Here is a 24040-nt window from a genome sequence, read left to right as displayed (position 1 = left end):
TAATTTTATGGTCTATTTTTCGTGGTATCAGATCCGATGGTTGGTCATCGGTCTGGTTGGGTTATTTGGAAGTTGTACATCCAAAGAGAAACTATTCGTCCAGCGTAAATCATCGGAAACCGGTATTACATTCGCCAACCGGCTGACGGAAAACGACTCCGTGAATGTACTCTCGTTCGAATACATGTACAATGGAGCGGGGGTCGGTGTGGGTGATTTCAACAAAGATGGATTGGTTGATGTCTATTTTGCCGGTAATCAGGTATCGAGCCGGCTATATCTAAATCAGGGGGACTTTCATTTTAAAGATATAACCCAGCCGTCAGGCACAGGCACTACTGTCTGGTGTACGGGGGTTAGCGTGGCCGACGTCAATCAGGACGGCTGGCCAGATATCTATGTGAGCGTGGCTGGACCAACAAAAGACACCACCCAACGAACGAATAAACTCTTTATCAACAATGGTCTACAAGCTAACGGCACGCCTACCTTCACGGAACGAGCCGCTGACTATGGCTTGAATGATACGGGATACAGTACCCAGGCAGCCTTTTTTGACTATGACCGTGATGGTGATCTAGACTGTTATTTACTAACCAACGCCCTCGAAACGACGAACCGCAATACGCTTCGGCCCAAACAATTGGATGGCGAAGCGCCCAGCACGGATCGACTTTACCGAAACGATGGTCGAACACCGGGTGAAAAATCACCCCATTTTGTCAATGTATCGCGGGAAACGGGTATTCTGGCGGAAGGTTATGGTCTTGGTGTTTGTGTCAGCGATTTGGATGATAATGGTTGGCCGGATGTGTATTGTGCCAACGACTTTTTGTCGAACGATTTAGTGTGGCTCAACAAGCCGGAAACGGGCAAGCCGAATTTTTCTAATCAGGCGGCAACGTTGCTGAAACACCAAACCCACAACGGTATGGGCGTGGATATTGCCGACATCAACAACGATGCCCTGCCCGATATTGTCGTACTCGATATGCTACCTCCTGATAATTATCGGCAGAAAATGATGCTGCCCGGTTCAAACTACAACCGTTTTCAGATGGAGCAGGCACTTGGCTACCAACCCCAGTATATGCGCAACACGCTGCAGCTAAACCGGGGCATAAGTCAAACAAACGGTCAATCAACAGTAAGTTTTAGTGAGATTGGTCAATTGGCGGGAATCGAAAAAACAGACTGGAGTTGGGCACCGCTACTGGCCGATCTTGATAATGACGGCTGGAAAGATTTGTACATCACGAATGGCTATCGACGCGACGTTACCAACCTCGATTTTATCGTATTCAACCACGAGCAAGCGTCGTTCGGGACACCAGAAGCGCAGTGGAAACAAACAAAAGATGAGTTATATCGACTGCCTGATGTAAAGGTGTCGAAATACGCCTACCGCAATCAGGGGGGGAATCCAGCGGCATCGCTGACGTTTGAAGACGTCTCGGATGCCTGGGGGCTTAACCAGCTTGGTTATTCAAACGGAGCAGCTTATGCTGATTTTGATAATGACGGCGATCTTGACTTAATAACAAACAATATTGACGATGAAGCCTTTGTACTAGAAAATCGGCTTAATCAACATAGTTACGAAAAAGGCAAGGAGCATCACTGGCTTCGACTGACTATTGCTCCCGCACCGGGATTGCCCGTTACGATTGGCACCAAAGTCTGGTTATATACCGATGGCCAGATGCAGATGCAGGAGCTGTCGCCCGTGCGCGGTTTTGTATCTACCGTCGAAAACGTGATCCACTTTGGTCTTGGAGCTGCCAGCCGTTTTGACTCGTTGGTGATCCGTTACCCAAATGGCCAAAAACAAATTCTACGGCAGAGTGCAACTGATCGTATGCTTTCCATTTCGTACAAACCGGAAGGTGAATGGACAAGCCCAGCCACCGCCCGCCCACCTTTATTTACTGAGCTGACTGCTCAGCAAAGCGGCCTGATTGCTGCTCATCAGGAGAATTCAGTGGTCGATTTTAACCGGACACCTTTGTTACCGCATCAATATTCGAAAAATGGACCATGTCTGGCCGTTGCCGATGTAAATGGCGATCATCTCGACGATTTTTTCATGGGCAACGATTATGGTAAACTCTCAAACATTTACATGCAGCAGGTCAATGGCCAATTTATAACGGCAACCTTGCCCGGAAGTGATGCCTTTGAAGATATGGGCGCAGCCTTTTTCGATGCCGATGCCGACGGTGATTTGGACCTGTACGTAGTGAGTGGCGGGAGCCGTGAAGAAGGCTTATCCGTTGCTTATCAGGATCGCCTTTATCTCAATGATGGAGCAGCCAGACCAACGTTTCGACCCGCTCCGCCATCGGCACTGCCTACTACCAGGTCCAGCGGTGCCTGCGTTACGGTCGGCGATTTTGACGGTGACGGTGATCTGGACTTGTTTCGGGGAGGACGCATTATTCCCGGACAGTATCCTAAACCAGCTGATAGTTATTTACTTCGGAATGAAGGAAGTAAATCGGCTGGACCCAAGTTCACAGACGTGACTGATCTACTGGCTCCTGGTCTTCGCCAAGTTGGTTTAGTAACAGCCGCTCTTTGGACCGATACGGATAACGATCATCGGGCCGACCTGATGCTGGTAGGAGAATGGATGGCACCAACGCTGTTTCATAATGAAGGTGGGCGTTTGAGGATGAGAAAAATTGATGGACTCGATCAGGCATCAGGCTGGTGGTGTTCGCTGCTGGCAAAGGATTTTGACGGTGATGGCGACATGGACTTCGTAGCCGGTAATCTGGGATTAAACTGCAAATTCAGAGCGTCGCCAACGGAGCCGGTACGCGTGTTCGCCGATGATTTCGACCATAACGGTCGGCTCGATCCGATCCTGACATTCTATCTGAATCACGAACACGTTCCGGTAGCGCAACGAGACGTATTGATGGTACAGATTCCCTCCATTAAAAAGCGTTTTCCAACCTTCCATGACTACGCCAGCCACCCGTTCGAGGACTTATTCACGGAGGATGAACGGAAGTCGGCCTATGTTCGCGAAGCCCAGCAGATGGCCAGTTGTTATATTGAAAATAAAGGCAAGGCTGGTTTTGTTGTTCACCAATTACCCATTGAAGCCCAGATGGCCCCGATCTACGGGATTCAATCAGGCGATTTCACGGGCGACGGTCGGCTAGACTTGTTACTAGTCGGTAACTTCTATGGCGCAGAAACCATTGGTGGTCAGCACGATGCAGGAAAGGGGTTGTTGCTGTCGGGCGATGGTGCCGGGCATTTTCGAACAGTTTCAAATACCGGATTAGTTATCGATAAAGATGCCAAAGCCGTAGTTCCGCTTCGACGTAAAGACGGTTCAGTCTGGTGGTTAGTGGCAAATAATAATGGACCGTTGCAGGTTTGGCAACATAGTCAGGTTCAATGAATAATTACTTCCAATGAGAAATACCTCCTTTTTCCTTTTTATAACCCTTTTCCTAAACCTAACCGCCGTAGCGCAACAGCCTGATCCAACAGCACCCGATCATTGGGATGCGAGCTGGATTGGGCCTTGCAACACGTCCCTGAAGCGATATGGTGTTTTCCTGTTTCGTAAGGAGTTTACACTATCAGATAAGCCCCAATCATTCATTGTTCACCTATCTGCAGACAACCGTTATCAATTGTTTGTAAACGGCAAATCGGTGATATTGGGCCCCCAACGCGCCGACCCAGCGCACTGGCGATACGAGACGATTGATCTGGCTCCTTTTCTTCAGAATGGCAAAAATGTACTGGCCGCCTGGGTTTGGAATCAGGGGGAGCAAGCTGCCTGGGCGCAGTTATCACAGCAGACGGGCTTGCTAATTCAGGGGCATTCCAAGACTGAAGCTGTTGTCAACACGAACCACAGCTGGCGGGTAATTGAGAATATGGCGTATACACCACTGGCCAACGTAAACCACATTGTTGGGCCGTTTGATCAGGTCTTTGCGCAACGGTACCCCTGGGGTTGGGAGCAACCTACTTTCGCGGATGAGCAATGGCTACCCGCCTGCGAAACCGAACGGCCTGTTCCATTCGACTCGGCTGAAAAAGCCTCCCGAAAGTTAACTCCCCGAAATATTCCTCTCCTAGAAGAACGGCAACAGCGGTTCGCACGTATTCGGCGGGCAGATGGAATAAAGGTCAATATGGCTTTTCTGGAAGGGAATGAGGCAATTAACATTCCCACCTGGTCGACTGTTACGTTGCTTATCGACCAGGATTCCTTAACAACTGCTTATCCGGAATTACTGGTTAGCGGAGGACGGGGAGCTAAGATCACGGCAACCTATGCCGAAGCATTGTTCGACACGAAAAGCGGCCAGAAAGGGAACCGGAACGATGTGACGAACAAGCGGATCAGGGGCGATTATGACGTATTTCTGCTGGACGGGGAAGCAAAACGCCTATATAGACCGCTCTGGTATCGCACCTTTCGCTACGTTGAACTAACAATCGAAAATCATCAGAACCCGTTAACTATCCACGACTATTCCAGTCGATTTACAGCATATCCTTTCGTTGAAAAAGCCTCATTTTTCAGTAGCGATTCGTCTTTAGCGTCTATGTGGCGAGTGGGCTGGCGAACGGCCCGCTTGTGCGCCAATGAAACGTATATGGACTGCCCGTATTATGAGCAACTTCAATACATTGGGGATACCCGGATTCAGGCACTGATCTCGCTTTACGTGTCGGGCGATGATCGGTTGATGCGCAATGCCATCCAGCAATTTGCTGATTCCCAGATACCGGAAGGACTTACGAGCAGCCGGTATCCGTCGAATGTACACCAGGTTATTCCGCCGTTTTCTTTATTCTGGATCACAATGATTCATGATTATTGGATGCATCGCCGGGATGATGCCTTTGTTAAATCGTATCTGAATCAGATTCAGGAGGTGGTGCAGTTTTATGAGAAATACGTCAATAAACAGGGTATGTTGGACAAGATGCCGTACTGGAATTTTGTCGACTGGCCCAACGAGTGGCCCTGGAAAGGTCAGGAGGAACTAAGCGGGATTCCGGCGGGTGCGCTGGATGGCAATTCGGCTATTCTGACCCTGCAATACGTGTTGGCGCTACGTCAGGCAGCCGCTCTGTTAACGGCATACGGAGAGAAAACGGAAGCTATTCGCTACGCCCAATTAGCCAATAAATTGAGTCAGGACACCTATCAATTATGCTGGGATTCTTCCCGGCAACAACTAGCCGACACGCCCGCTAAAACTGAATATAGTCAACACGCGAATGTATTGGCAGTTTTGGCAGATGCCATTCCGAAAGTGCAGCAAGCAGCCCTACTCCAGCGAATTGTAGCGGATAAAACGATCATCCAATGCACAATCTATTACCGGTTCTATCTGAATCAGGCGTTCCTGAAAGCGGGTCTGGGGAGCCAATACATTGGTATGCTAACGCCCTGGAAGCAGATGCTTTCGCTAGGCCTGACGACCTTCGCCGAACGCCCGGAACCTACCCGTTCCGATTGCCATGCCTGGAGTGCAAGCCCGGTTTACGATTTTCTGGCAACAGTATGCGGGATAAAACCAGCAGCGCCCGGTTTCAGGCGAGTTAGGGTTAATCCGCAACTTGGGTCATTGACGTGGGTCTCAGGAAGCGTATCGCATTCGTTGGGCCTGATAGAAGTAAAGTTCAGCCAGAAGAATGGTGTGCTGACTGCCGATATCAAACTGCCCGCTACGTTGACTGGTGAGTTGGTCTGGAATAACAAAAGGGTCAAACTCCATGACGGCAGTCAGCATTTGGTTGTAAAATAGCCCCAATCTAAAATAGCCTCATTAGACTTTAGTAAAAGAACTCTTTCCTAGGAAAGAAACTCATAACCAACTCCATGAAGTTTGTTCAGTCCAGCATCCGAAGTGTAGCCTTGATCCTTTCTGCCATGATTCTATCAAGTAATCAATCAGCTGCCAATAAATCGGATTTGAAACCCGTTAACCTACGGACTGAATACAAAATAAATCCAGTCGTCGATGCGGCAAAACCGCGATTGAGTTGGGAATTAACATCGGCCATCAGAGGTCAGGTTCAAACGGCCTATCAGATTATGGTCGCGTCATCACCAAACTTACTAGCTACAGACACTCCTGATCTGTGGAACTCAACTAAACTGGCTAGCAATGCCACCAACCAAATAGAATATGCAGGCAAGCTTTTGCCATCAAGAACGGTCTGCTATTGGAAAGTCCGCAGTTGGGACAAATACGACCAAGCTGGTCCGTGGAGCGCGATCGCTGGCTGGGAAATGGGATTGCTGAATAAATCCGACTGGAAAGCGGAATGGATAGGTAATGATTTAAGGGCGTTAGGAAAAGGGAAAATCTATCATTTGCCACCAGCCCCTTTTTTCAGGCGGGAAGCACAATTTAAGGCGACAGTTAAACGGGCACGCCTATACGTTACGTCGCTTGGCTTGTACGAATTTCAGATCAATGGCAAGCGAGTTGGAACTGATTATTTCACTCCGGGCTGGACCGATTATAACAAGCGAGTCTATTACCAAACTTACGATGTTACGGCCGATGTGAAAATCGGTAAAAACGCGCTCGGGGCTATCGTTGCTGAGGGTTGGTATGCTGGCTATCTTGGCTATGCGCTGCTGGTCGGTAACCCGGTTGTGAAAAATTTCTATGGCGATGTTCCCTTGTTAAAAGCGCAACTGGAAGTCGAGTATACCAATGGCGAGAAAGAAACGATTGCTACTGATCAGACCTGGAAAACGAATCACGGGCCGGTCCTTGAAGCTGACTTGCTGAATGGCGAAACCTACAACGCCAATCTGGAATTTGCCAATTGGAGTAAAGTGGGTTATGCCGATTCGAACTGGAAGAATAGCACAATTTATCCCGATAAATCGGGGCGGAAAATCGAAGCCTATCCAGGATATCCAATTCAGGTTTTTCAGGAATTAAAATCGAAAACAGTAACGCCAAAATCAGGCGGTAAATACCTGTTTGATTTAGGACAAAATTTTGCCGGAAACGTACGGCTTAAGGTAAAAGGAAATAAAGGCGATACAATCACCTTGAAATATGGCGAAGTCTTATTCCCAAATGGGGAAATCATGACGGAGAACCTGCGCAAAGCAAGGGCAACCGATACGTATATACTCAAAGGTGATAAACAAGGCGAAACCTGGACGCCTAAATTCACCTATCATGGGTTTCAATATGTTGAGGTAGCGGGGTTCCGAACAGTACCGGGCCTAGATGCTATAACCGGCATTGTTCTGACATCCGCAACGCCCGAAACAGGGTCGTTTGAGACGGATAATAAACTGATCAATAAGCTGTATCAGAATATTGTCTGGACCCAGCGTTCCAATTATGTTGATGTGCCCACCGATTGCCCGCAGCGCGATGAACGGCTCGGCTGGACGGGTGACGCGCAGGCTTATATTCAATCGGCCACCTTCAATACCGATATATCGGCCTTTTTTACGAAGTGGCTGGTCGATTTGAATGATGCCCAACGGGCTGATAAGTCGTATCCAATTTATGCGCCTGCACCAAACGTTCGTAAAACCGATACGTATTCGCCCGGGTGGTCGGAGGCCGGGATTATTTGCCCCTATACGATTTACAAGACCTACGGTGATACCCGGGTGATCCGTGAATTCTGGCCAAATATGGTTGCCTACCTCAGGTTTATGGAAGCGAAGAGCAAAGGTGAGTACGTATATAAAGAGGCAAGTTTCGAAGATATTTCGCCCAAAGGTGGGTTTGGTGACTGGCTGTCTGTTGGCAAGAAAACGCCACCTGATATGCTGGCGACGATGTATTACGCCTATGTAGCTTCCATGATGGCTGAAATGGCCAACGCCATTGACAAGCAAGAGGAGTCAACTTATTATCATGGTATTTTTAACAAAATCAAACAGGCTTTTCTGGCACATTACACCGAAGAAACCGGAAAATTTAAAACAAATAGTGCCGCTTATGGCGATGGTGGCGGTTATGTCGATGGTCAGATGGGTTTTGACGGACACACGCAAACGGCTTATGCCAATGCGATTTACATGCATATGTTGAAGCCTGACCAAAATCAAAAAGCGGGTGATTGGCTGGTTGAGCTTATTAAGGCTAATAACAACAAACTCTCGACAGGCTTTTTGGGCGTAAAACCGTTGTTACCATCTTTATCAAGTACCGGTCATAGCGACGAAGCCTATAAATTACTGCTAAGTACCGAATATCCTTCCTGGGGGTTCGAGGTAGTGAATGGCGCAAATACCATTTGGGAGCGCTGGAATAGCTACATAAAAGGGAAAGGGTTTGAAAATAATGCAGGTATGAATTCATTCAACCACTACGCATTTGGAGCCGTCAACGAATGGCTATTTGGTAATGCGGCAGGGCTCAAAGTTGGTGAAGCAGGCTACCGAACCTTTACGATCAAACCTGAGATTGCAAATGAGGGGCTTAATTATGTAAATGCCACCTATCGCTCGATCAACGGGAAGATTGAATCATCCTGGAAAAAAGCAGGAAAAACAGTTACGTTGAAAATCACCGTTCCCGTAAATACAGTTGCTACTGTGTTTATTCCAACAACAAATCCTGCTTCCGTTGTGGAGTCTGCTAAAGAGGTGAAAAGTAATCCGGCGATTAAGGTGAAAGAGTTTAAAGACGGCTATTTATACGTAGAAATTGGATCGGGGACATATCAATTTATGTCTCAAAATTAGACTTTCACAACGTCGCCTTTATCCGGGTTCGACTTACTTTCCTGGAGATATTCTCCTGGCGGAACGCCAAACTCCTTTCGGAAGGCGCGGATGAAATAATTTGGGTCGTTGAAGCCAACCAGATAAGCCACTTCGGCTACCTGATGCCCGCCCGCACGGAGCCATTGTCGGGCACGTTCCAGCCGGATGCTTCGAATGAGTTCATTCCCGCCTTTACCGGTCAATGCTCTCAGCTTGCGATACAGTTGCGTATTGCTCATACCCAGTTCGCGCTCAAGTCGTTGTACGTCTAGATCAGTATCGGCGATGTGCGTTTCGATAAGCGAAAGTACTTTTTTGAGAAACAGCTCTTCGGCAGACTCAATCGGAAGGTCGAAGGGTTGTAGGTAGATCATCCGACCGTATTTCTCGCGTAACTGCTGCCGACTTTGAATCAGGTTTCTGGCCCGTGTTCGGAGTAAGTCCACATTGAAGGGTTTCGTTACGTAGTCATCAGCACCAACGCTCAGGCCCTGTAGCTTACTTTCTGTGCTTGATTTTGACGTTAATAAAATGAGTGGAACGTGGCTGGTTTTCTCGTTGGTTTTGATGGCTTCGCACAACTGCACGCCGTCCATGTCTGGCATCAACCAATCGCTAACAATGAGGTCCGGAACTTCCTTTTCGGCCTGCTCGAGGGCTTCTCTACCGTTCGTGGCTTGCAAAACCCGATAACTTTGGCTAAAACAATCACTTAGATAATGCCGCAAATCATCGTGGTCTTCTACAATCAAAACCAGCGGAAGGTCGCTGGAGTTGTTCACGGACGAGGGCGTTACTTCCGATGCAGTCTCTAACCAGATTGCCGGTTTGTCAGCTATTGGCACTCCGTCGACCGGGCGATTTGATAGCCAATCGACCGGGAAAGATATCTCAGATACGGGTAGATTGATTGTGAACACCGTTCCAACACCAAGCTGACTTTCGACCTGAATACTACCCCGGTGCAACTCAACTAACTCTCTTGTTAAGGCCAGGCCGATACCTGTACCTGCTTTTTTGAGCTGGTGCTGGCCATTCACCTGATAAAACCGGTCGAAAATATGCAATACATGGTCAGCCGAAATGCCAATACCGGTATCCTCAACTTCCAGTAATAACTCTGGCGATTCACCGACGTTACCAACCGCACATCGAATTGTAACAGTACCACCTTCGGTTGTGAATTTCAGGGCATTGGCAATCAGGTTATAAAGTATCTTCTCAACAATATCGGGGTCAAAAAAAGCGGGGAACGTAGCTAGTTCCGTTTCTACCTGCAAGGTTACGCGTTGCTGCACGGCAATTGGTTCAAAGGAACCCACCACTCGCCGGACAAACTCCAATATATCCTGCCGATTGATTTCAGGACGGAATGATCCTGATTCCAGTTTTGACAAATCGAGTAACTGATTAATGAGCCGCAAAAGCCGGTGGGCATTCTGATGCATAGTCTGGAACCAGAGACGCCGGGGATCAGGTGCCCGGTCAGATAAAAACTGCTCTAACGGGGTCATTATGAGGGTTAATGGTGTACGAAACTCATGCGAAATGTTAGTAAAAAAGCCAGACCGTAATCGATCAAGCTCCCTGGCTTTTTCGGTTTCGATGTGCTCAATTCTCAACTCGGTTTTATAGCTTTCCCGAATCTGAATCATCCGACGAATGAGCATCAAAAGACTGGCCACTAGGCCTGCATATAAAAAATAAGCCCAGTAGGTACGATACCAGGGCGGAAGCACTATCAGCTGAAGCACGGTCTCGGAGGCCTTTGCGAAGTCATCGGAGGTGGCGGCTTTCACCCGAAACAAATACGTGCCGGGGTCAAGATTGGTATAAGTCGCGGACTGTTGCGGGCCAACGAAGTTCCAGGCCTTTTCAAAACCGTCTAGACGGTATGCATATCGAATGTTCCGGTGTGCCTGGAACGCCACTGTGGCAAACTCGAACGTCATAACGGTCTGATCGTGCTGAAGGGTGATTGACTTCGTTTCTGGCAGATTGCGCGTAAGCGGAGAATCGGCTTCCCCCGGAACCACAGCGCGATTGAAGAGTTTCATGCCGGTAATGTAAACCGGAAATGGCTGGGCATTGGTTTCGAAACGAACGGGATTGAAAACCGTTAAACCGTATTTCCCACCCCAAAAAAGCGTACCGTCCGGGCTTTGACTTACGGCTTTTTCCGTAAAATCATTGCCTGGTAAACCGTCGCTTTTACGATATGTTCGCACCACTTGACCGGCTTCATTAAGCTGACAAAGACCGTCGTTTGTGGCCACCCATACGTTGCCTCTCCGATCCTGGCAGAGGCTCATGATGGCATCATTTGATAATCCGTTGTCGGTCGAAATCAACTCAAAACGCTGCCTGCTGGTATTGAACCGATGCAAACCGCCCAGCGTGCCCACCCAAAGGCGGTGTTGCCTGTCTTCCAGTAGGCAGGTCACATGACTATCGTCCAGGCCATCAGGCAAGGAAAAGCGATGCCGACGAATCAGCCCCGTGCGTCTTCGCCACTCAATCAAGCCTCGACCCAGTGTTCCAATCCAAAGGGTGCCGTCGCTTCCTTCCAGAATTGTCCTGAACGAATTATTGGTACGTGTAAACCCTTTTACCGGCTCGATCTGCCAGGTTTTAGTGTCCAATTCCCAGAGTGTCCCACGATTGGTTGCGACCCAGGCTTTGTGAGAATCGGTCGGAAGAACAGTGTGAATCTGCTCCGAATTTAACTGCGTCAGGTGGCGCAAAACCCGGCCTGTCTCGGTATCCACGACATCGGTGCCTTTGTTCCAGATACTAACCAGCAAGACCCGATTTGACAGGCTATTGATAAACGTAACGTCGTTTCCTGCCAGCGAAGTGGGGTCTCCGGGCCGATGCTTATAATGGTGATACGTGTTTGCTTTCCGGTTTAAATAAGTGAGCCCCTGTGTGCTTCCCATCCAGACATTGCCTTGTTTATCAGCGGATACCGACGAGATCTGGGGCGTCATCAGGCTGTTGGGCTGCCCGATCTGGTGAGTATATTGCTCAAATAAGCCGGGGTGGGCAAACAGTACATTAAGCCCACCTTCCCAGGTTCCCATCCAGATATTTCCCTGTTTGTCGCCCCGAACGCAGAGAATGGCGTGTGTGCTGAGGCTGTTGCGCACGGTTGGCTCCGCCCGATACTGCGTTGGTTGCCCGAAATCCGCTTGCGCCGATACCAGTACCCCATCGTCTGTACCTAGCCAGTATTTTCCCGTAGCATCTTCGTACAAACTCCGGGCGAAGTTCACACCCTCAATCGTTCCTTCCCGATAATAAATCGATGAGAATGATTCCTGCGCGGGGTTATACCTAAACAACCCCCACCCCTGTGTCCCTGCCAGTAGTTGGCCCCGGCTATCGCAAAGCAGCGTCATGATATTCCCGGTAGAAACGGTATTTCGGATCGGTAACTGATACATCCGCACTTGATAATCAGAAAGACGGATCTTCACTACAACGCCAGCTTCGTAGCCAATCCAAATGTTGCCGTCATGATCTGGGCAAACTGTAAACGGTCGTGTTTTGGGCAAGTGGTAATTATCCACCGATAACTGCTTAACCTCCCGCGTAGCCGGGTTAATCTGGAGAATTCCTAAGTCATTTGTTGTCGCCCAGATTTTACCTGATCTGTCCTGTTCCAGCGCCGTAATCGTAGCCGTCGACATATCGACGCCCGTTGATGTTCGGACTAAATGGTCAAAATGGATGCCCGTGCTGTCCAATTGCGATAATCCACCGGACCGTGTGCCCACCCACAGTCGGCCCTGTTTATCCTCAAAAAGACAAGTTACTTCGTTGCTGCTTAGGCTTCCGGGGTCACGCTGTGAGCGACGATACACCTGAAAACTTTGACCATCATAGCGATCCAGACCGTCAGCGGTTGCCAGCCATAAAAACCCTTTCCGGTCTTGCAATAAGTCATGAACGGTACTGTGAGAAAGCCCATCGCCAGTATTGAGCAACTGAAAGTTAACCTGTGCCACAGCGGGCAACCAAGATGTCATCAACCAACTGATCAGAAGGGCCAAAAAACCGAATTGCATCGTAGGAATATGTGGAATTTTGGCGTGAAAGACAAACTAGCAGTATCGGATGAGTCGCTCGTTTTCAGATCGTATCGTTAGCTATGTAAAAATACATCGGTTATCATCCATTAAGAATTAAAATATCGGAATTAAAGGTACCGGCGATCTTATTATTCACGATCAGGAAGAGGTATCATAAGAAACAATGGAACGTAACTTTTTTACTAGCCTTTCTACGTAGAATCTTAACCTTAATTTATTCGGACGTTTTTTTGAACGTGGATGGGTAGGGGAGGCTTCTGATTTTTATTAACTGTCAACTCATATTTTTAGCATACGCTGTATACTGCTTTATTCCGGTTATTCGTGTACGCAAACCCGTCGTTCATGACCATTTATCCGTACGGATAAATTTAACTGTTTACTTTTAAGGGATAAGCTCCATACCCTTGACCCACAGGTATACATGGTGTTTTAACAATTTGACGTAACTTGAGTAGCCTTTCCAGTCTACCCATGCTGAGTACAATAGTCCCGATAAAAATCCCCCTATTCATTTTCCTGCTGTTGATAGCCTTGTTTGCCTGTACACCCACCGATCATCAAAACAGTATGACCAGAGCCAATACCTTGCCCATACGTGTGGCCCCTGCCCACCCCAAACGCCGGTGTCGACAAGTGGTATGGCATGCCTATAACACCAATTATTACACCTATACGTTTGACTCCGGGCAGCGGCTAAGCCAGTCTTCAGCCGTTGAACACACGTTTAACCAGAAGGATTATCCCTTGAACCAGAACCTCATTTACACGAAGGCGGGCGTTCTGGACCAAGTACGCGATGAGCGTGGCTTCAGTCGATACCGTTACAAAAATGGAAAGCTGGAAGGAATCGACTTTTTTCTGGATGATCAGCTCATCTATCGCTATCAGGTCAGCACCAATGCGAAAGGACAGATTACAAAGCTAGTGGGAATGCCACTGAACGACAGTGGACTGACGGCTCACTCGACCCAATACCGGCTGGATGGTCAGGGGCGGTATGTGCAACTCGACGTGCGAAATGACCGGAACATCCTTTACTACCGGGTCATTCAGCGGGACTTCAACTCATCAGTATCCAGTCCTTATCAGTTGATACGGGGCGTGCCATATGATTTGAACCGCTACTCCTGGATTACTTGGGGAGAGGTGTTTCCCATCAGCAGCGAAGTAGCCCGGCACGTAGAAATTTACCGGTACGCGCCCCCCGAAACGCCCACCAAACTAATCAAACGGGCGGACGTGTCGGTTAGCTGGCGAACCGACACCCTGGGCTTCATAACCGGGCAGTTCAGCACTGATTTGCTGACGGGCATCCGGGATACCGTTTCAATAGAATACCTTACCTTTCCCTGATTCATGGCTGACCCTATCAACATCCTGATTATTGAAGATGAAGCGGTGCTCTCCATGGACCTGAGCGATTTGCTGGAAGAAGAAGGCTATTTCGTGATTGGGACGGCCAACAACGGCCCCAAAGCCCTTAGCTTGCACCAGCAAAACCGGCTTGACCTGGCTCTGTGCGATATTCATATCAAAGGCGGGTGGGACGGCATCGAAACGGCGGAACGCCTGCTGGCCGAACGGCCCATTCCCATCATCTTCCTGACCGCCCTGACCGATAAGGTCACGCTCGACCGTGCCATGCGGCTCTACCCGTCAGCTTACCTGATCAAACCCGTCACCGTACCCGGCCTGCGAGCCGCCATTGAACTGGCTCTGCGAAACTTTACCCAGTCGGTAACTACTCCGGCCGAACCACTGCCTTCCCTGACCAGTCTGCCTGCGCTCAAAGATGAAGCCCGGATTGAACCCATTCTGCGGATTGACGACGCGGTGTTTATCAAACATAAATACCAGTTCGTCAAAATTAGCCTCGATGATATCGACTATATTGAAGCCGATGGTTCCTATACGAGGTTAGTGACCGCCCAGCACCGTTACGCCCTGCGGCTGACCATTAGCCACGTGCTGGATCGCCTTAGCTTCCCCCGCCTGATTCGCATTCACCGCTCCTATGCGGTAAATCTGAACCGGGTGAGTACCTTCAATGAGCGGGAAGTGTGTCTGCCCGCGCTGAGCCTGCCGCTGGGCCGAATCTATAAGCCCGACTTTTTGCGCCACTTCGACATTCGGTAATCCTATGCGTACCGGTCTGTTCATTTTCCTGTTGTCGCTGGGTATCAGCAGTCGGGCACAAACCCTACCGCCGATTGATTACGATAGCCTCTTTCAACGGCGGATGGCGGGGTTGTCGCCTGTACAACGCTTTGAATGGACAAATAAGTATGTCATTTTTCTGAACGAACATTCCCGATTTGCCGAAGCCAGAACCTTATTACGGACTTCGTTAAGAGCAGCGCAACAGGCTCATTTAACCGCCTGGACGGCCCGATTCTACGAGCTGTCAGGGTATATTGAAGAGACCAACGGTAATCTAGTCAGGTCCGTTGATTTTTTCCTAAAGGCACTGGCTATCTACCAGGCCACCTATGCTTTTGAACAGCAACAACAACTGTGTGTTCATATTATCGGAGTCTATAGTAGCCTTCAGAATTTAGACAAAAGACAGGAATACAATCAGCAGGCGACTACGTTACAACGCGAGTATCATCAACTGTCTATGCTGCCGTTTATGTATGCAGATAAGGCTGATGATTTCGTAAATGCCGGAAAACTGGATTCGGCGCTGGCCTATGGTCGAAAAGCCATGACCGTTTTATGGGTGACCCGGAAATGGCAACAATTTTATAGTTACCTGGATGGCTACGGAGTGCTATTGACGGATGGGGGGCAGTACCGCGAAGCCGAAAAAACCTTTCGCCAGTGCCTGACCTACAGTCTCCAGCAGGGCGATAAGCGACGGGAACTCTACGAATACATCCACCTGCCCGAACCGTTGCTACACCTGGGTCGACTGGATGAAGCCGCACACTACGCGAAGCTGGCCCTGAGCCGGATCGAACTCGACCCCGAACGCCAGGATGAACACAGAATGCAGGTCTATGAGTCCCTGACACACATTGCCGAAGCCAGGGGCCAATACAAACAGGCCCTGGTCTACGAACGACTGAGTAATCAGTACAGGAATGCCGTGCTGAGCGTGGAGAAAAACCGGCAGATTGCCGAAGTAGAAACCCGCTACCAGACTGCTCAGAAACAGGCCCGCATCAACCAACTCAGTATTGATAATCAGCGTCAGTTAACCCAAATCAGTTGGCAGGCGGTTGGCCTGATTGCCCTGATTGCCCTGCTGGGCCTGGCTCTGTGGCAATATCGCGTCATCCGGCAGGTAAATGCCCGGCTGAGAACCACAAGCCAGGTGGTTTCCGAAAACAACCGGCAGATTAGCCAGCAGTCCGACCGGTTGGGCGTTCTGATGCAGGAGTTGCACCACCGGGTCAAAAATAATCTGGCCATCGTCTCGAGCCTGATGCGAATGCAATCGAAACGACTCGACGATCCGCGGGCCGTGCAGGCCGTACAGGACGGACAACGGCGGGTAGAAGCCATATCGTTGATTCACCAACAGTTTTACCAGAACGAAAACCTGGCCGATGTACCTATAAAAGCCTACGTGACCGAACTCACCGAGGGCCTCCTGGTGGGCTACGGTTTCGACCCCGACACCTTCGACTGTAAGGTTGAAGTAGCTGATATCCAACTCGATGTGGATGTGGCCGTGCCGCTGGGCCTGATTCTGAACGAAGTGCTGACCAATGCATTCAAATACGCGTATGCCAACGTAACCAAGCCGAGGCTAAGCGTTCGGCTCCAGCCGGTAACGGATGGCCCGGCAACCGGGTTACTCATCGAGGTCCAGGATAATGGTCCCGGACTGGAGGGTTCCGGTCGGACCGACGCTCGGCTGGAGGGTCCCGGTCAGACCGACACTCAGTTGGGCGGTGCAATCCCGGCTGTTTCCCGGCGAAAAGGCTCTTTTGGCCAACGACTGATTCGTGAACTGACCGGCCAGATAGGGGGCGAGATGAGCCTGACGACCCGGCACGGCACCTACTTTCGACTGTGGATTCCGACGCCGGCCTAAGGCCTCTGACCAGGTCGGGATTGGCCCGACATTATACCAGTTATAGCTGTTCTTTTTTTGGAAGCTGTTTAAAGTTTAGGGGAAATCCCCAAAGCCGTGTGAATTTTGAGGTGCGAACTTTCAATAAACACAGCCAGGTGATCATCGGCAAAGCTTTGATTGAAACCTGGATTTTGCTACATCTGACAATCGGACAACGTGGATTTGAAACAAGAGCCCCCCTCATCGAAGTCGTCGAATGCATTTTCTACCGATTGAAAACGGGCCGGGGCGCCGGTGCGATGCCAATGGTGATAATTACCCACCAAGCAGTTCTTTGGCGACAGCGTGCTTCTCTGGAATTCGGTTTTTTACTACTGCTACAAGTGGAGCAAGGCCGACTGCTGGTGGAAAATTCGGGTGAATTTATTAACCCAAAACCGACAGCATATGGACTTGTCAAGCATTGAATTCGAGGGTTGCCATTTGCCAGCTAAACGGGCCATCAGGGTCGAAAAGCCTGTAACACCACGAATGCCCTATTTCTGTCGGACAATCAGGATGTCATAGTAGCTATGTCTACTCCACAAGAAGGCCAGCATCATGACCTATTGAGATTCAGAGCCTGTTTGATGAGATCTGCACCCTTTTAAAAGAGGTTGGTATTAACCTTCAACATTTATTTTTGTATGCTGATTCTGGTTTTGACTCGTCAGGTTTTTGCTTGGCTGGGCCCAAGAAGAGATCATTGCCAATGTCAAAGCCAATGATCGGAAGCAGTCTGCCAAAATGGTGAGCATGTATTTGATGAGCAGCTCTACCATGATCGTTCGGTGATTGAGCCTGCTAATCCCTGAAGTGACGGAAAATTCAAAGCCTTGTCAGTGCTCTTCAAATTTTCCGTCACTCCATTTTATCGCCTTCTCAGTCATTTTCTTACGGAAGATCAAGCGTAAATCGAAAGTTTAAACAGCTTCTTGATTTACTACCAAAATCCGGTCGTTCATGTACCGGATTTTGTCGTTCATTCCCCTTTTTGGGCGGTGTGTAAGATTACCTGCCATTTTTACACACACGCTTTAGTGAAGGTCATTCTATTGGGATCATTTAACGGGACGGCTGCTCTCTGCTTTTGGCTTGCGATTAGAACACTAGCAAAACAACTATGGCCATGGAATTGCAAAACATACCCAATAGACTAACTCGAAGGAACTGGCTGAGGGATGCCGCCATCGTGACGAGCAGTGCTACGGTCATGCCCTCGTTTCTGACCAGCTGTACCGATCATCGCGTGGATCCAGGGAATGATAACCTTGGAGACGATCACTTTACGGGCGTGTCGCTACGCCTGCTTATGGAAGTGTAGGATGAACAGTCTGAAGGACACTCCTTCCCCGTCACTAGAGTCTGGTTTTACTATTGCTTCACCGCATTCAACCCATACCTGTCATTTCGCATTACTTATGTTAACAAACTCGTATTTATCCAAAGTCACCCTGCGCCTGAGTGTGGTCATGCTGGGTTCTGTATGGCTTACCGCCTGTTCGTCCCTGGTCCAGGACCATCTCCCACCCGCGCAAAGTAGCCAAAGCCGGGTGCAAAAAGCGGTTGATAGCGTGCGTACCGCTCTGGAAAAATCGCTGGCCAATTCGGTACCATCGTTAAACCTATATATCCAGACGCCTACCGAGAAAATCTTTGCCTCCTCGGTACCGGCAGGCATAACGCCTTATACGGAAAATACCAATTTTCGTTTTGCCAGTAATACCAAAACCTTTACGTCTACCGCAATTCTGAAGATGCAACAGGACGGCTGGCTGAATAGTAAAGCGAAAATCACCGACAATATCCCCGGGACCAACATGCCGTACGTGCCAAACACGCCAGCCTGGGATTTTCCCTATAAAAATGACATCACAATTGAACAACTGCTGCAGCATGGTGCTGGGGTTGTTGATGTCGATAATGATACCATTCCGGGGCAATTCAATCATCAAACCTATACTGCCTACACCCAGGGCCTTGATCCTGCCCATCAGTTCACGACCGAAGAAATGGTGCTTCTACTCACTAAGTTCAAGCTCTCTTACTGGGCACCGGGCACTGATTTTCATTACAGCAATACGGGCTATTCCATTCTGGGCTACATCATTGCCCGGGTCTATTCGCTGAAAACTGGCAACCCCAAGACGTATGATGACTACCTGCAGGATCATATTGTAGGGCCGGGCACGAAGGTGCCTCTGGCTCTTCGGTTTCCCGTCAGAGCAGACGACACAGTGTTACCGGCTCCCCGGGCAGAAGGCGTAGAACGGACACCCCAGGGGAAAACAATCATCTTCGGTGACTACAACATGAGTGCCCAGGTAGCGGAGGGTAACGGCTACGGTACGCCGGCCTTACTCAATACGTTCGTACGAACGCTGATGAAAGGCCAGAACGTATTGACACCCGAAACCGTGAAACTGATGCAAACCGATGTTAACCCGGCAAGTTCGAACCAGTATGCCCTGGGAAACTTCTACACCCCAAATCTGGGCTTTGGCCATAACGGGGAGCGCACCGGTACGCTGTCGCTTATGATGTATGATCCCGCAACGGACGTGTCGGTGGTGGCGTTTATTACACTAGTCGATAACAGCAAGGTGATTCTTAACAGTCCGGAAAGTACATTCTACAAAAGTTTCAATGCTATCTACGGCGCGGCTTACGGTGGCCGAGCGGCCTTAGGCTATCCAGGCAGGCCATAACAGGTAGGCCAGATACCATTAGGTTTGTCTGTAACCTGTAACAGATACATAATAAAGCGGGCTACCTGGACCATTCGTTATTGGATTTGACCCATTCTTTATCGTTTCCGGCAGGACTACTAACTACTGTTGGTGAGAAATGATCGGGGGGATAGCCAAAGTATAGGGGTAACGCAAAGCCGGCCTGATCGCAGGCCGAAGGGTCACAAAACAGATTATTAGCCATTTTACTTAACGCCCATTCCCATGAAACACCTGTCCATGTTTGCCCTGGTAGTCCTCCTCATCCTGGGAAGTGCTACGCTTGAATCCTGTGTTCAGGATCATCTACCACCTACCAATGTCCAGCCACAACTCCAGCAACTAACCGATAGTCTCTATCAGCACTTAAATCAGCAGCTGGGAATAGAGAAAAATAAAGGGGGCCTTTTTCTACAGGTCAACAGCCCGGCCGGATCGAATCTGGTATCCACTAATATCGAGTCTGGCGTACAGGCAAATTCACATTTCCGAATTGCCAGCCTATCCAAAATCTTTACGGCAGCGGCCATTATGCTGCTTGAGCAGCAAGGTAAACTGAACATTAACCAGTTTATTCCGGCTTATCTGCCTGCTACGCCCGCTTATGACATTCTCAATAAAGACAAGATCACCATTAAACAACTGCTCCAACACCGGGCGGGCGTGTTCGATGTGACCAATCAGGAAATTCCCGAAACCGTCAATCAGCCCTACGCCAAGAAAAACTACGTTTTTTATGTTCGGGAAGACCTCAAGCAGGATACTCACACCTTCACCTTCGACGAACTGGTGGGAGTGGTTGCCCAGAACAAGTTGTCTAACTTCACGCCGGGCACGACATTCGGTTATTCTAATACGGGCTATAACCTGCTGGGCAAGATCATTGAAATAGCCTCGGGCATGTCGTACAGCGAATTCATCCGGACCCAGTTTCTGGAGCCCCTGCAGTTGACCAATACATATGGTGTGTGGCAGGGAACCGATAACCGCATGAAAGATCCCTTTATTAACTCGTACCTATATGTACCCGGCCAGCCTGTGGAAGCTACGCCGGAAGACAACATGTCGATGCACGTAACAGAGGGCGACATGGTTTCAACGCCAGCCGATATCACCCGCTGGATCGAGTTATTGATGACGGGCAAAGCCGGTCTGACGCCCCAAACTGTAGCCAGGATGCAGGAGATGGAAGTGGCCGACGTATCCCACGGGGTCTATGGGTTGGGGATCACCTTCAACGAGGGCCTGGGCTTTGGTCATGACGGTGCTCATCTAAGTTTTGTATCTACGCTGCGCTATAACCCGGCTAACAAGACGACGGTGCTGATGGTCGCCAACTTTATCGCAATCGGTGGCCCACCAGCTAATCCTAATGCTAATTTCCTGGAAGTGGCATTCGGCGTACGGTACACCGCCTTACGAGCGGCCCAGATCGTGAATCGTTAAGTGCCTGGGTAAGGGTTTTCTCCCTACGGGCCGTTATTGACCATCTTTTAAAAAATCTAGCCATAAACCAGGATGACTACTTTTTCTTTTACGCGCCTGAGTGATCGGCTCAATTTGCTGCATACGACTACGGGTACCATTATTGTTCACCTTCTCCTGACGGGCGGGCTGGCCGGGTTGCTCTTTGGCTGTAGCTTCATTAACCTGGATGATCACCGTAATTCATTAGACCTTAAAGTGCAGCAAGCCGTTGACAAGGTACGATTGGAACTGGAAAAAAGTCTGGGCAATACGGTGCCTTCAATGAACGTGTATCTTCAGACACCTACCCATACGTACTTCGCGTCTTCAGTTCCTGCCGGGCGACAACCCCTCACCCCCACCACGGTATATCGTTTCGCCAGTGTCACCAAAAACTTTACTGCCACGGCTATTATGAAGATGCATCAGGATGGCTGGCTCGACTACAAAGCCCTCATCACCGGCCTGATTCCCGGTTCCAATCAGCCTTACGTACCGGCCAGCCCCGACTGGGACATTCCTAATAAGAGTCTGATCACGATTGAGCAGTTACTTCAGCACAGTGCCGGGGTCTACGATACGGATAATGATACCATTCCGGAGTTAAACAGTAGCTACGTCAATTATTATCTATCCCGGGACTCAACTCATCAGTTCACCGTCGAGGAAATGCTTAAACCGATCATCGATAAGAAAACCCGGGTGTCCAGCTACTTCGATCCCGGCAACGGCTATCACTATAGCAATACGGGCTACGTCATCCTGAGTCGGATCATCGAACGTGTCTATTCGCTCAAAAGCGGTCAGCCTAAAACCTTTGCCGATTATCTGTCTGACCACATCACCGGACCGGCTAGCCGGGTGCCTCTGCCAATTTCATTTCCCTACCAGGCTGGCGATATTCAGTTGCCCCAACCCAATGTAGCCAGCCTGATCCGGCGAGCATCGGGCCGGGTAGATGGCTTCGGCCCGGTCAACATGAGTGCGCACGTAGGCGAAGGCAACGGCTACGGCACCATGGCGGCCCTGAATACCTATGTGCGCTCGCTGATGCGGGGAGAAAATGTCCTGCAATCCCAGACGGTCAAGCTGCTGCAAACCGAGGTATCGACGGCTAATCCCAGTTATGGGTTGGGTACGTCCTATCGAATCAACCTGGGTTACGGCCATAACGGTGCCATTGCAGGCTACCTGACGACGGTGACGTACGATCCAGCCAGCGAGGTGTCGCTGGTGGCGATGCTGCCGTTATGGGATCTTACTCAGGGGCCGAATGGGGACACTACGTTTGAAAAATGCTTCACGGCGATGTATGACGCAGCCTATGCGGCCCGGGCGGCTTTAGGGTATCCGGGTAAGCCCTAGGAAGGCTTCTATGCACTCATCACTTTACATAAGTATTACTTTATAGCAAAGCCCATGAAACAACTATCTGGTCTACTCATTGCACTTATAGCCTTTTCTGTCTCGGTTCAATCGTGTAAAAACAAAGACGTGGATAAGGTAGATACGACATTAATTACGATCACCAACCCGCCCGTCGAAAAAGTGCTGACCGCCGATGAGCAGGCGGCTTTAACACCGGATGTGGTTATAAATAGCCTGAAAGATGGCAACAGACGTTTTGTTGCGAATGAAATTACGGCAAGAAATCATTCCGCTTTGGTGCGAAGTGCATCGGCGGGACAGTTTCCCAAAGCAGTGATTCTATCCTGTCTAGACAGTCGTATTCCTGTCGAGGATGTATTCGACAAAGGCATAGGCGATCTCTTCGTTGGACGAGTGGCCGGCAATTTTGTAAACGGCGATTTATTGGGCAGTATGGAGTTTGGCTGCAAAGTGTCGGGTGCTAAACTGATTTTAGTGTTAGGTCATGAATCTTGTGGGGCTATCAAGGCTGCTATTGATGATGTGCAATTAGGCAATATAACAGCTATGCTGGCTAATATTAAGCCTGCTGTTGTTCGATCACAGGATTTCACAGGAGATAAGACGTCCAAGAATGATGCCTTTGTGGAGTTAGTTGCCAAAAACAATATCCTGAATACGATTGAATCGATTAAATCGAGGAGTCCCATCTTAAAAGAGATGAGTGAGCAGGGGAAAATAAAAATCGTAGGTGCTTACTACGACCTGCATACAGGAGAGGTGATTTTTCTATAGAATGATGCCAATAGAACTTGATTAAAACAGAATCAATAATTACAACCATCTGTGGCTCCATATGAGCTGTGGTTTTCTGACTCTAGTGTTAGCACATCAGAACGAACAACCACTCCTAAGGAAGCATTGGACTTGCAACAAAACACTGGACAAATATCTAAGCAACTTTACGAACATAATAGGATTTTAGCTCTTCAGAGTGCTGAATGGCTGACATAGCGCCATTGTGCAGAAGAGCCTTTAAGGGTTTGTTGGCTTTATTGCTGGTTTTAGCTTTGTCCTATATTGACCCGACGAATACACAAAAGGTTGATGGTAAGCCTAATGCTTAAATTCATATAGGTTCCTGTTCTGCCCTCAAAGGGTAGCGGGGTCTGTACCGCATCGATAGGTCTACAACCTGGTTTTATGATTAGCTCGCCCCGCTACTTATTGAAAGGTCTTGGTTTTTAGCGACAAAGGCCAACCATGAATCTGAGTTTTGCCTCAGCAGCGAACCTAACAGTTTTTTGAGAGTAGGTATCGTCACGTAGCCTTGCGGATCTATCTTCCGAATAATCGAACCACCGAGTAGTTCTCAGGCTGATCGATAACGTAAGATTGTCGTTTCGGCCGAAGTCATCTGGCAAGGATAGCTGAAGTTGGCCGACAGACCTTTCCTATAAATGTAGTACTCTCTTATATCGGCCCCCACGATTATCGTGATGGTAACCACGGGCATCTCCACTGATTGCCGCTCACTGAATCTGAAACTAAGACACATTCGCCCGGC

The 24040-nt window shown here is 49.2% G+C and carries 12 protein-coding genes; 11 read left to right on the top strand and 1 reads right to left on the bottom strand.

Annotation, left to right across the window (positions count from 1 at the left end; translation table 11 throughout):
• The first annotated feature begins 7 nt into the window (after positions 1–7).
• The 3 genes from G8759_RS34135 to G8759_RS34125 all read left to right on the top strand — a co-directional run bounded on the left by G8759_RS34135 (position 8) and on the right by G8759_RS34125 (position 8725).
• Positions 8–3418, top strand: a complete 3411-nt coding sequence (locus G8759_RS34135) for a CRTAC1 family protein (RefSeq protein WP_167218067.1) — start codon at positions 8–10, stop codon at positions 3416–3418.
• 13 nt (positions 3419–3431) lie between these two features.
• Entirely contained in the window at positions 3432–5795 is a 2364-nt protein-coding gene (locus G8759_RS34130; protein ID WP_167218065.1) for an alpha-L-rhamnosidase-related protein, read from the top strand.
• A 74-nt stretch (positions 5796–5869) separates the two neighbouring features.
• Positions 5870–8725 (top strand): alpha-L-rhamnosidase, encoded by a 2856-nt coding sequence (locus tag G8759_RS34125; RefSeq protein ID WP_167218063.1) that lies wholly within the window; start codon positions 5870–5872, stop codon positions 8723–8725.
• Here G8759_RS34125 and G8759_RS34120 read toward each other — a convergent pair.
• Entirely contained in the window at positions 8722–12777 is a 4056-nt protein-coding gene (locus G8759_RS34120; protein WP_167218060.1) for a hybrid sensor histidine kinase/response regulator transcription factor, read from the bottom strand. The genes G8759_RS34125 and G8759_RS34120 overlap by 4 nt on opposite strands.
• 537 nt (positions 12778–13314) lie before the next feature.
• Here G8759_RS34120 and G8759_RS34115 point away from each other — a divergent pair.
• The 8 genes from G8759_RS34115 (at position 13315) to G8759_RS34080 (ending at position 23268) form a co-directional block, all read left to right on the top strand.
• The gene (locus tag G8759_RS34115) at positions 13315–14196 is read left to right on the top strand and encodes a hypothetical protein (RefSeq protein WP_167218058.1); all 882 of its coding nucleotides are present in this window, start codon (positions 13315–13317) and stop codon (positions 14194–14196) included.
• Between the two features lie 3 nt (positions 14197–14199).
• Entirely contained in the window at positions 14200–14979 is a 780-nt protein-coding gene (locus tag G8759_RS34110; protein ID WP_167218056.1) for a LytR/AlgR family response regulator transcription factor, read from the top strand.
• Positions 14980–14983: 4 nt separating this feature from the next.
• A complete protein-coding gene (locus G8759_RS34105; RefSeq protein ID WP_167218054.1) occupies positions 14984–16888 on the top strand; it encodes a histidine kinase dimerization/phosphoacceptor domain -containing protein in 1905 nt (634 codons plus the stop codon).
• Between the two features lie 98 nt (positions 16889–16986).
• On the top strand, positions 16987–17337 hold the full coding sequence (locus G8759_RS36130) for a hypothetical protein (protein ID WP_232074057.1): 351 nt from the start codon (positions 16987–16989) through the stop codon (positions 17335–17337).
• Between the two features lie 993 nt (positions 17338–18330).
• Positions 18331–19617: a serine hydrolase domain-containing protein gene (locus tag G8759_RS34095; RefSeq protein ID WP_167218052.1), complete on the top strand. Its 1287-nt coding sequence runs from the start codon at positions 18331–18333 to the stop codon at positions 19615–19617.
• Between the two features lie 246 nt (positions 19618–19863).
• A complete protein-coding gene (locus tag G8759_RS34090; protein ID WP_167218050.1) occupies positions 19864–21084 on the top strand; it encodes a serine hydrolase domain-containing protein in 1221 nt (406 codons plus the stop codon).
• Between the two features lie 72 nt (positions 21085–21156).
• On the top strand, positions 21157–22470 hold the full coding sequence (locus G8759_RS34085; RefSeq protein WP_167218048.1) for a serine hydrolase domain-containing protein: 1314 nt from the start codon (positions 21157–21159) through the stop codon (positions 22468–22470).
• A 54-nt stretch (positions 22471–22524) separates the two neighbouring features.
• Positions 22525–23268, top strand: a complete 744-nt coding sequence (locus tag G8759_RS34080) for a carbonic anhydrase family protein (RefSeq protein WP_167218046.1) — start codon at positions 22525–22527, stop codon at positions 23266–23268.
• Positions 23269–24040 lie beyond the last annotated feature (772 nt).

Source organism: Spirosoma aureum, from assembly GCF_011604685.1.
In the GTDB taxonomy this organism is placed as follows: domain Bacteria; phylum Bacteroidota; class Bacteroidia; order Cytophagales; family Spirosomataceae; genus Spirosoma; species Spirosoma aureum.
The sequence above is the reverse complement of the archived record's forward strand: the minus strand, read 5'-3'. Positions and strand labels throughout refer to the sequence as shown.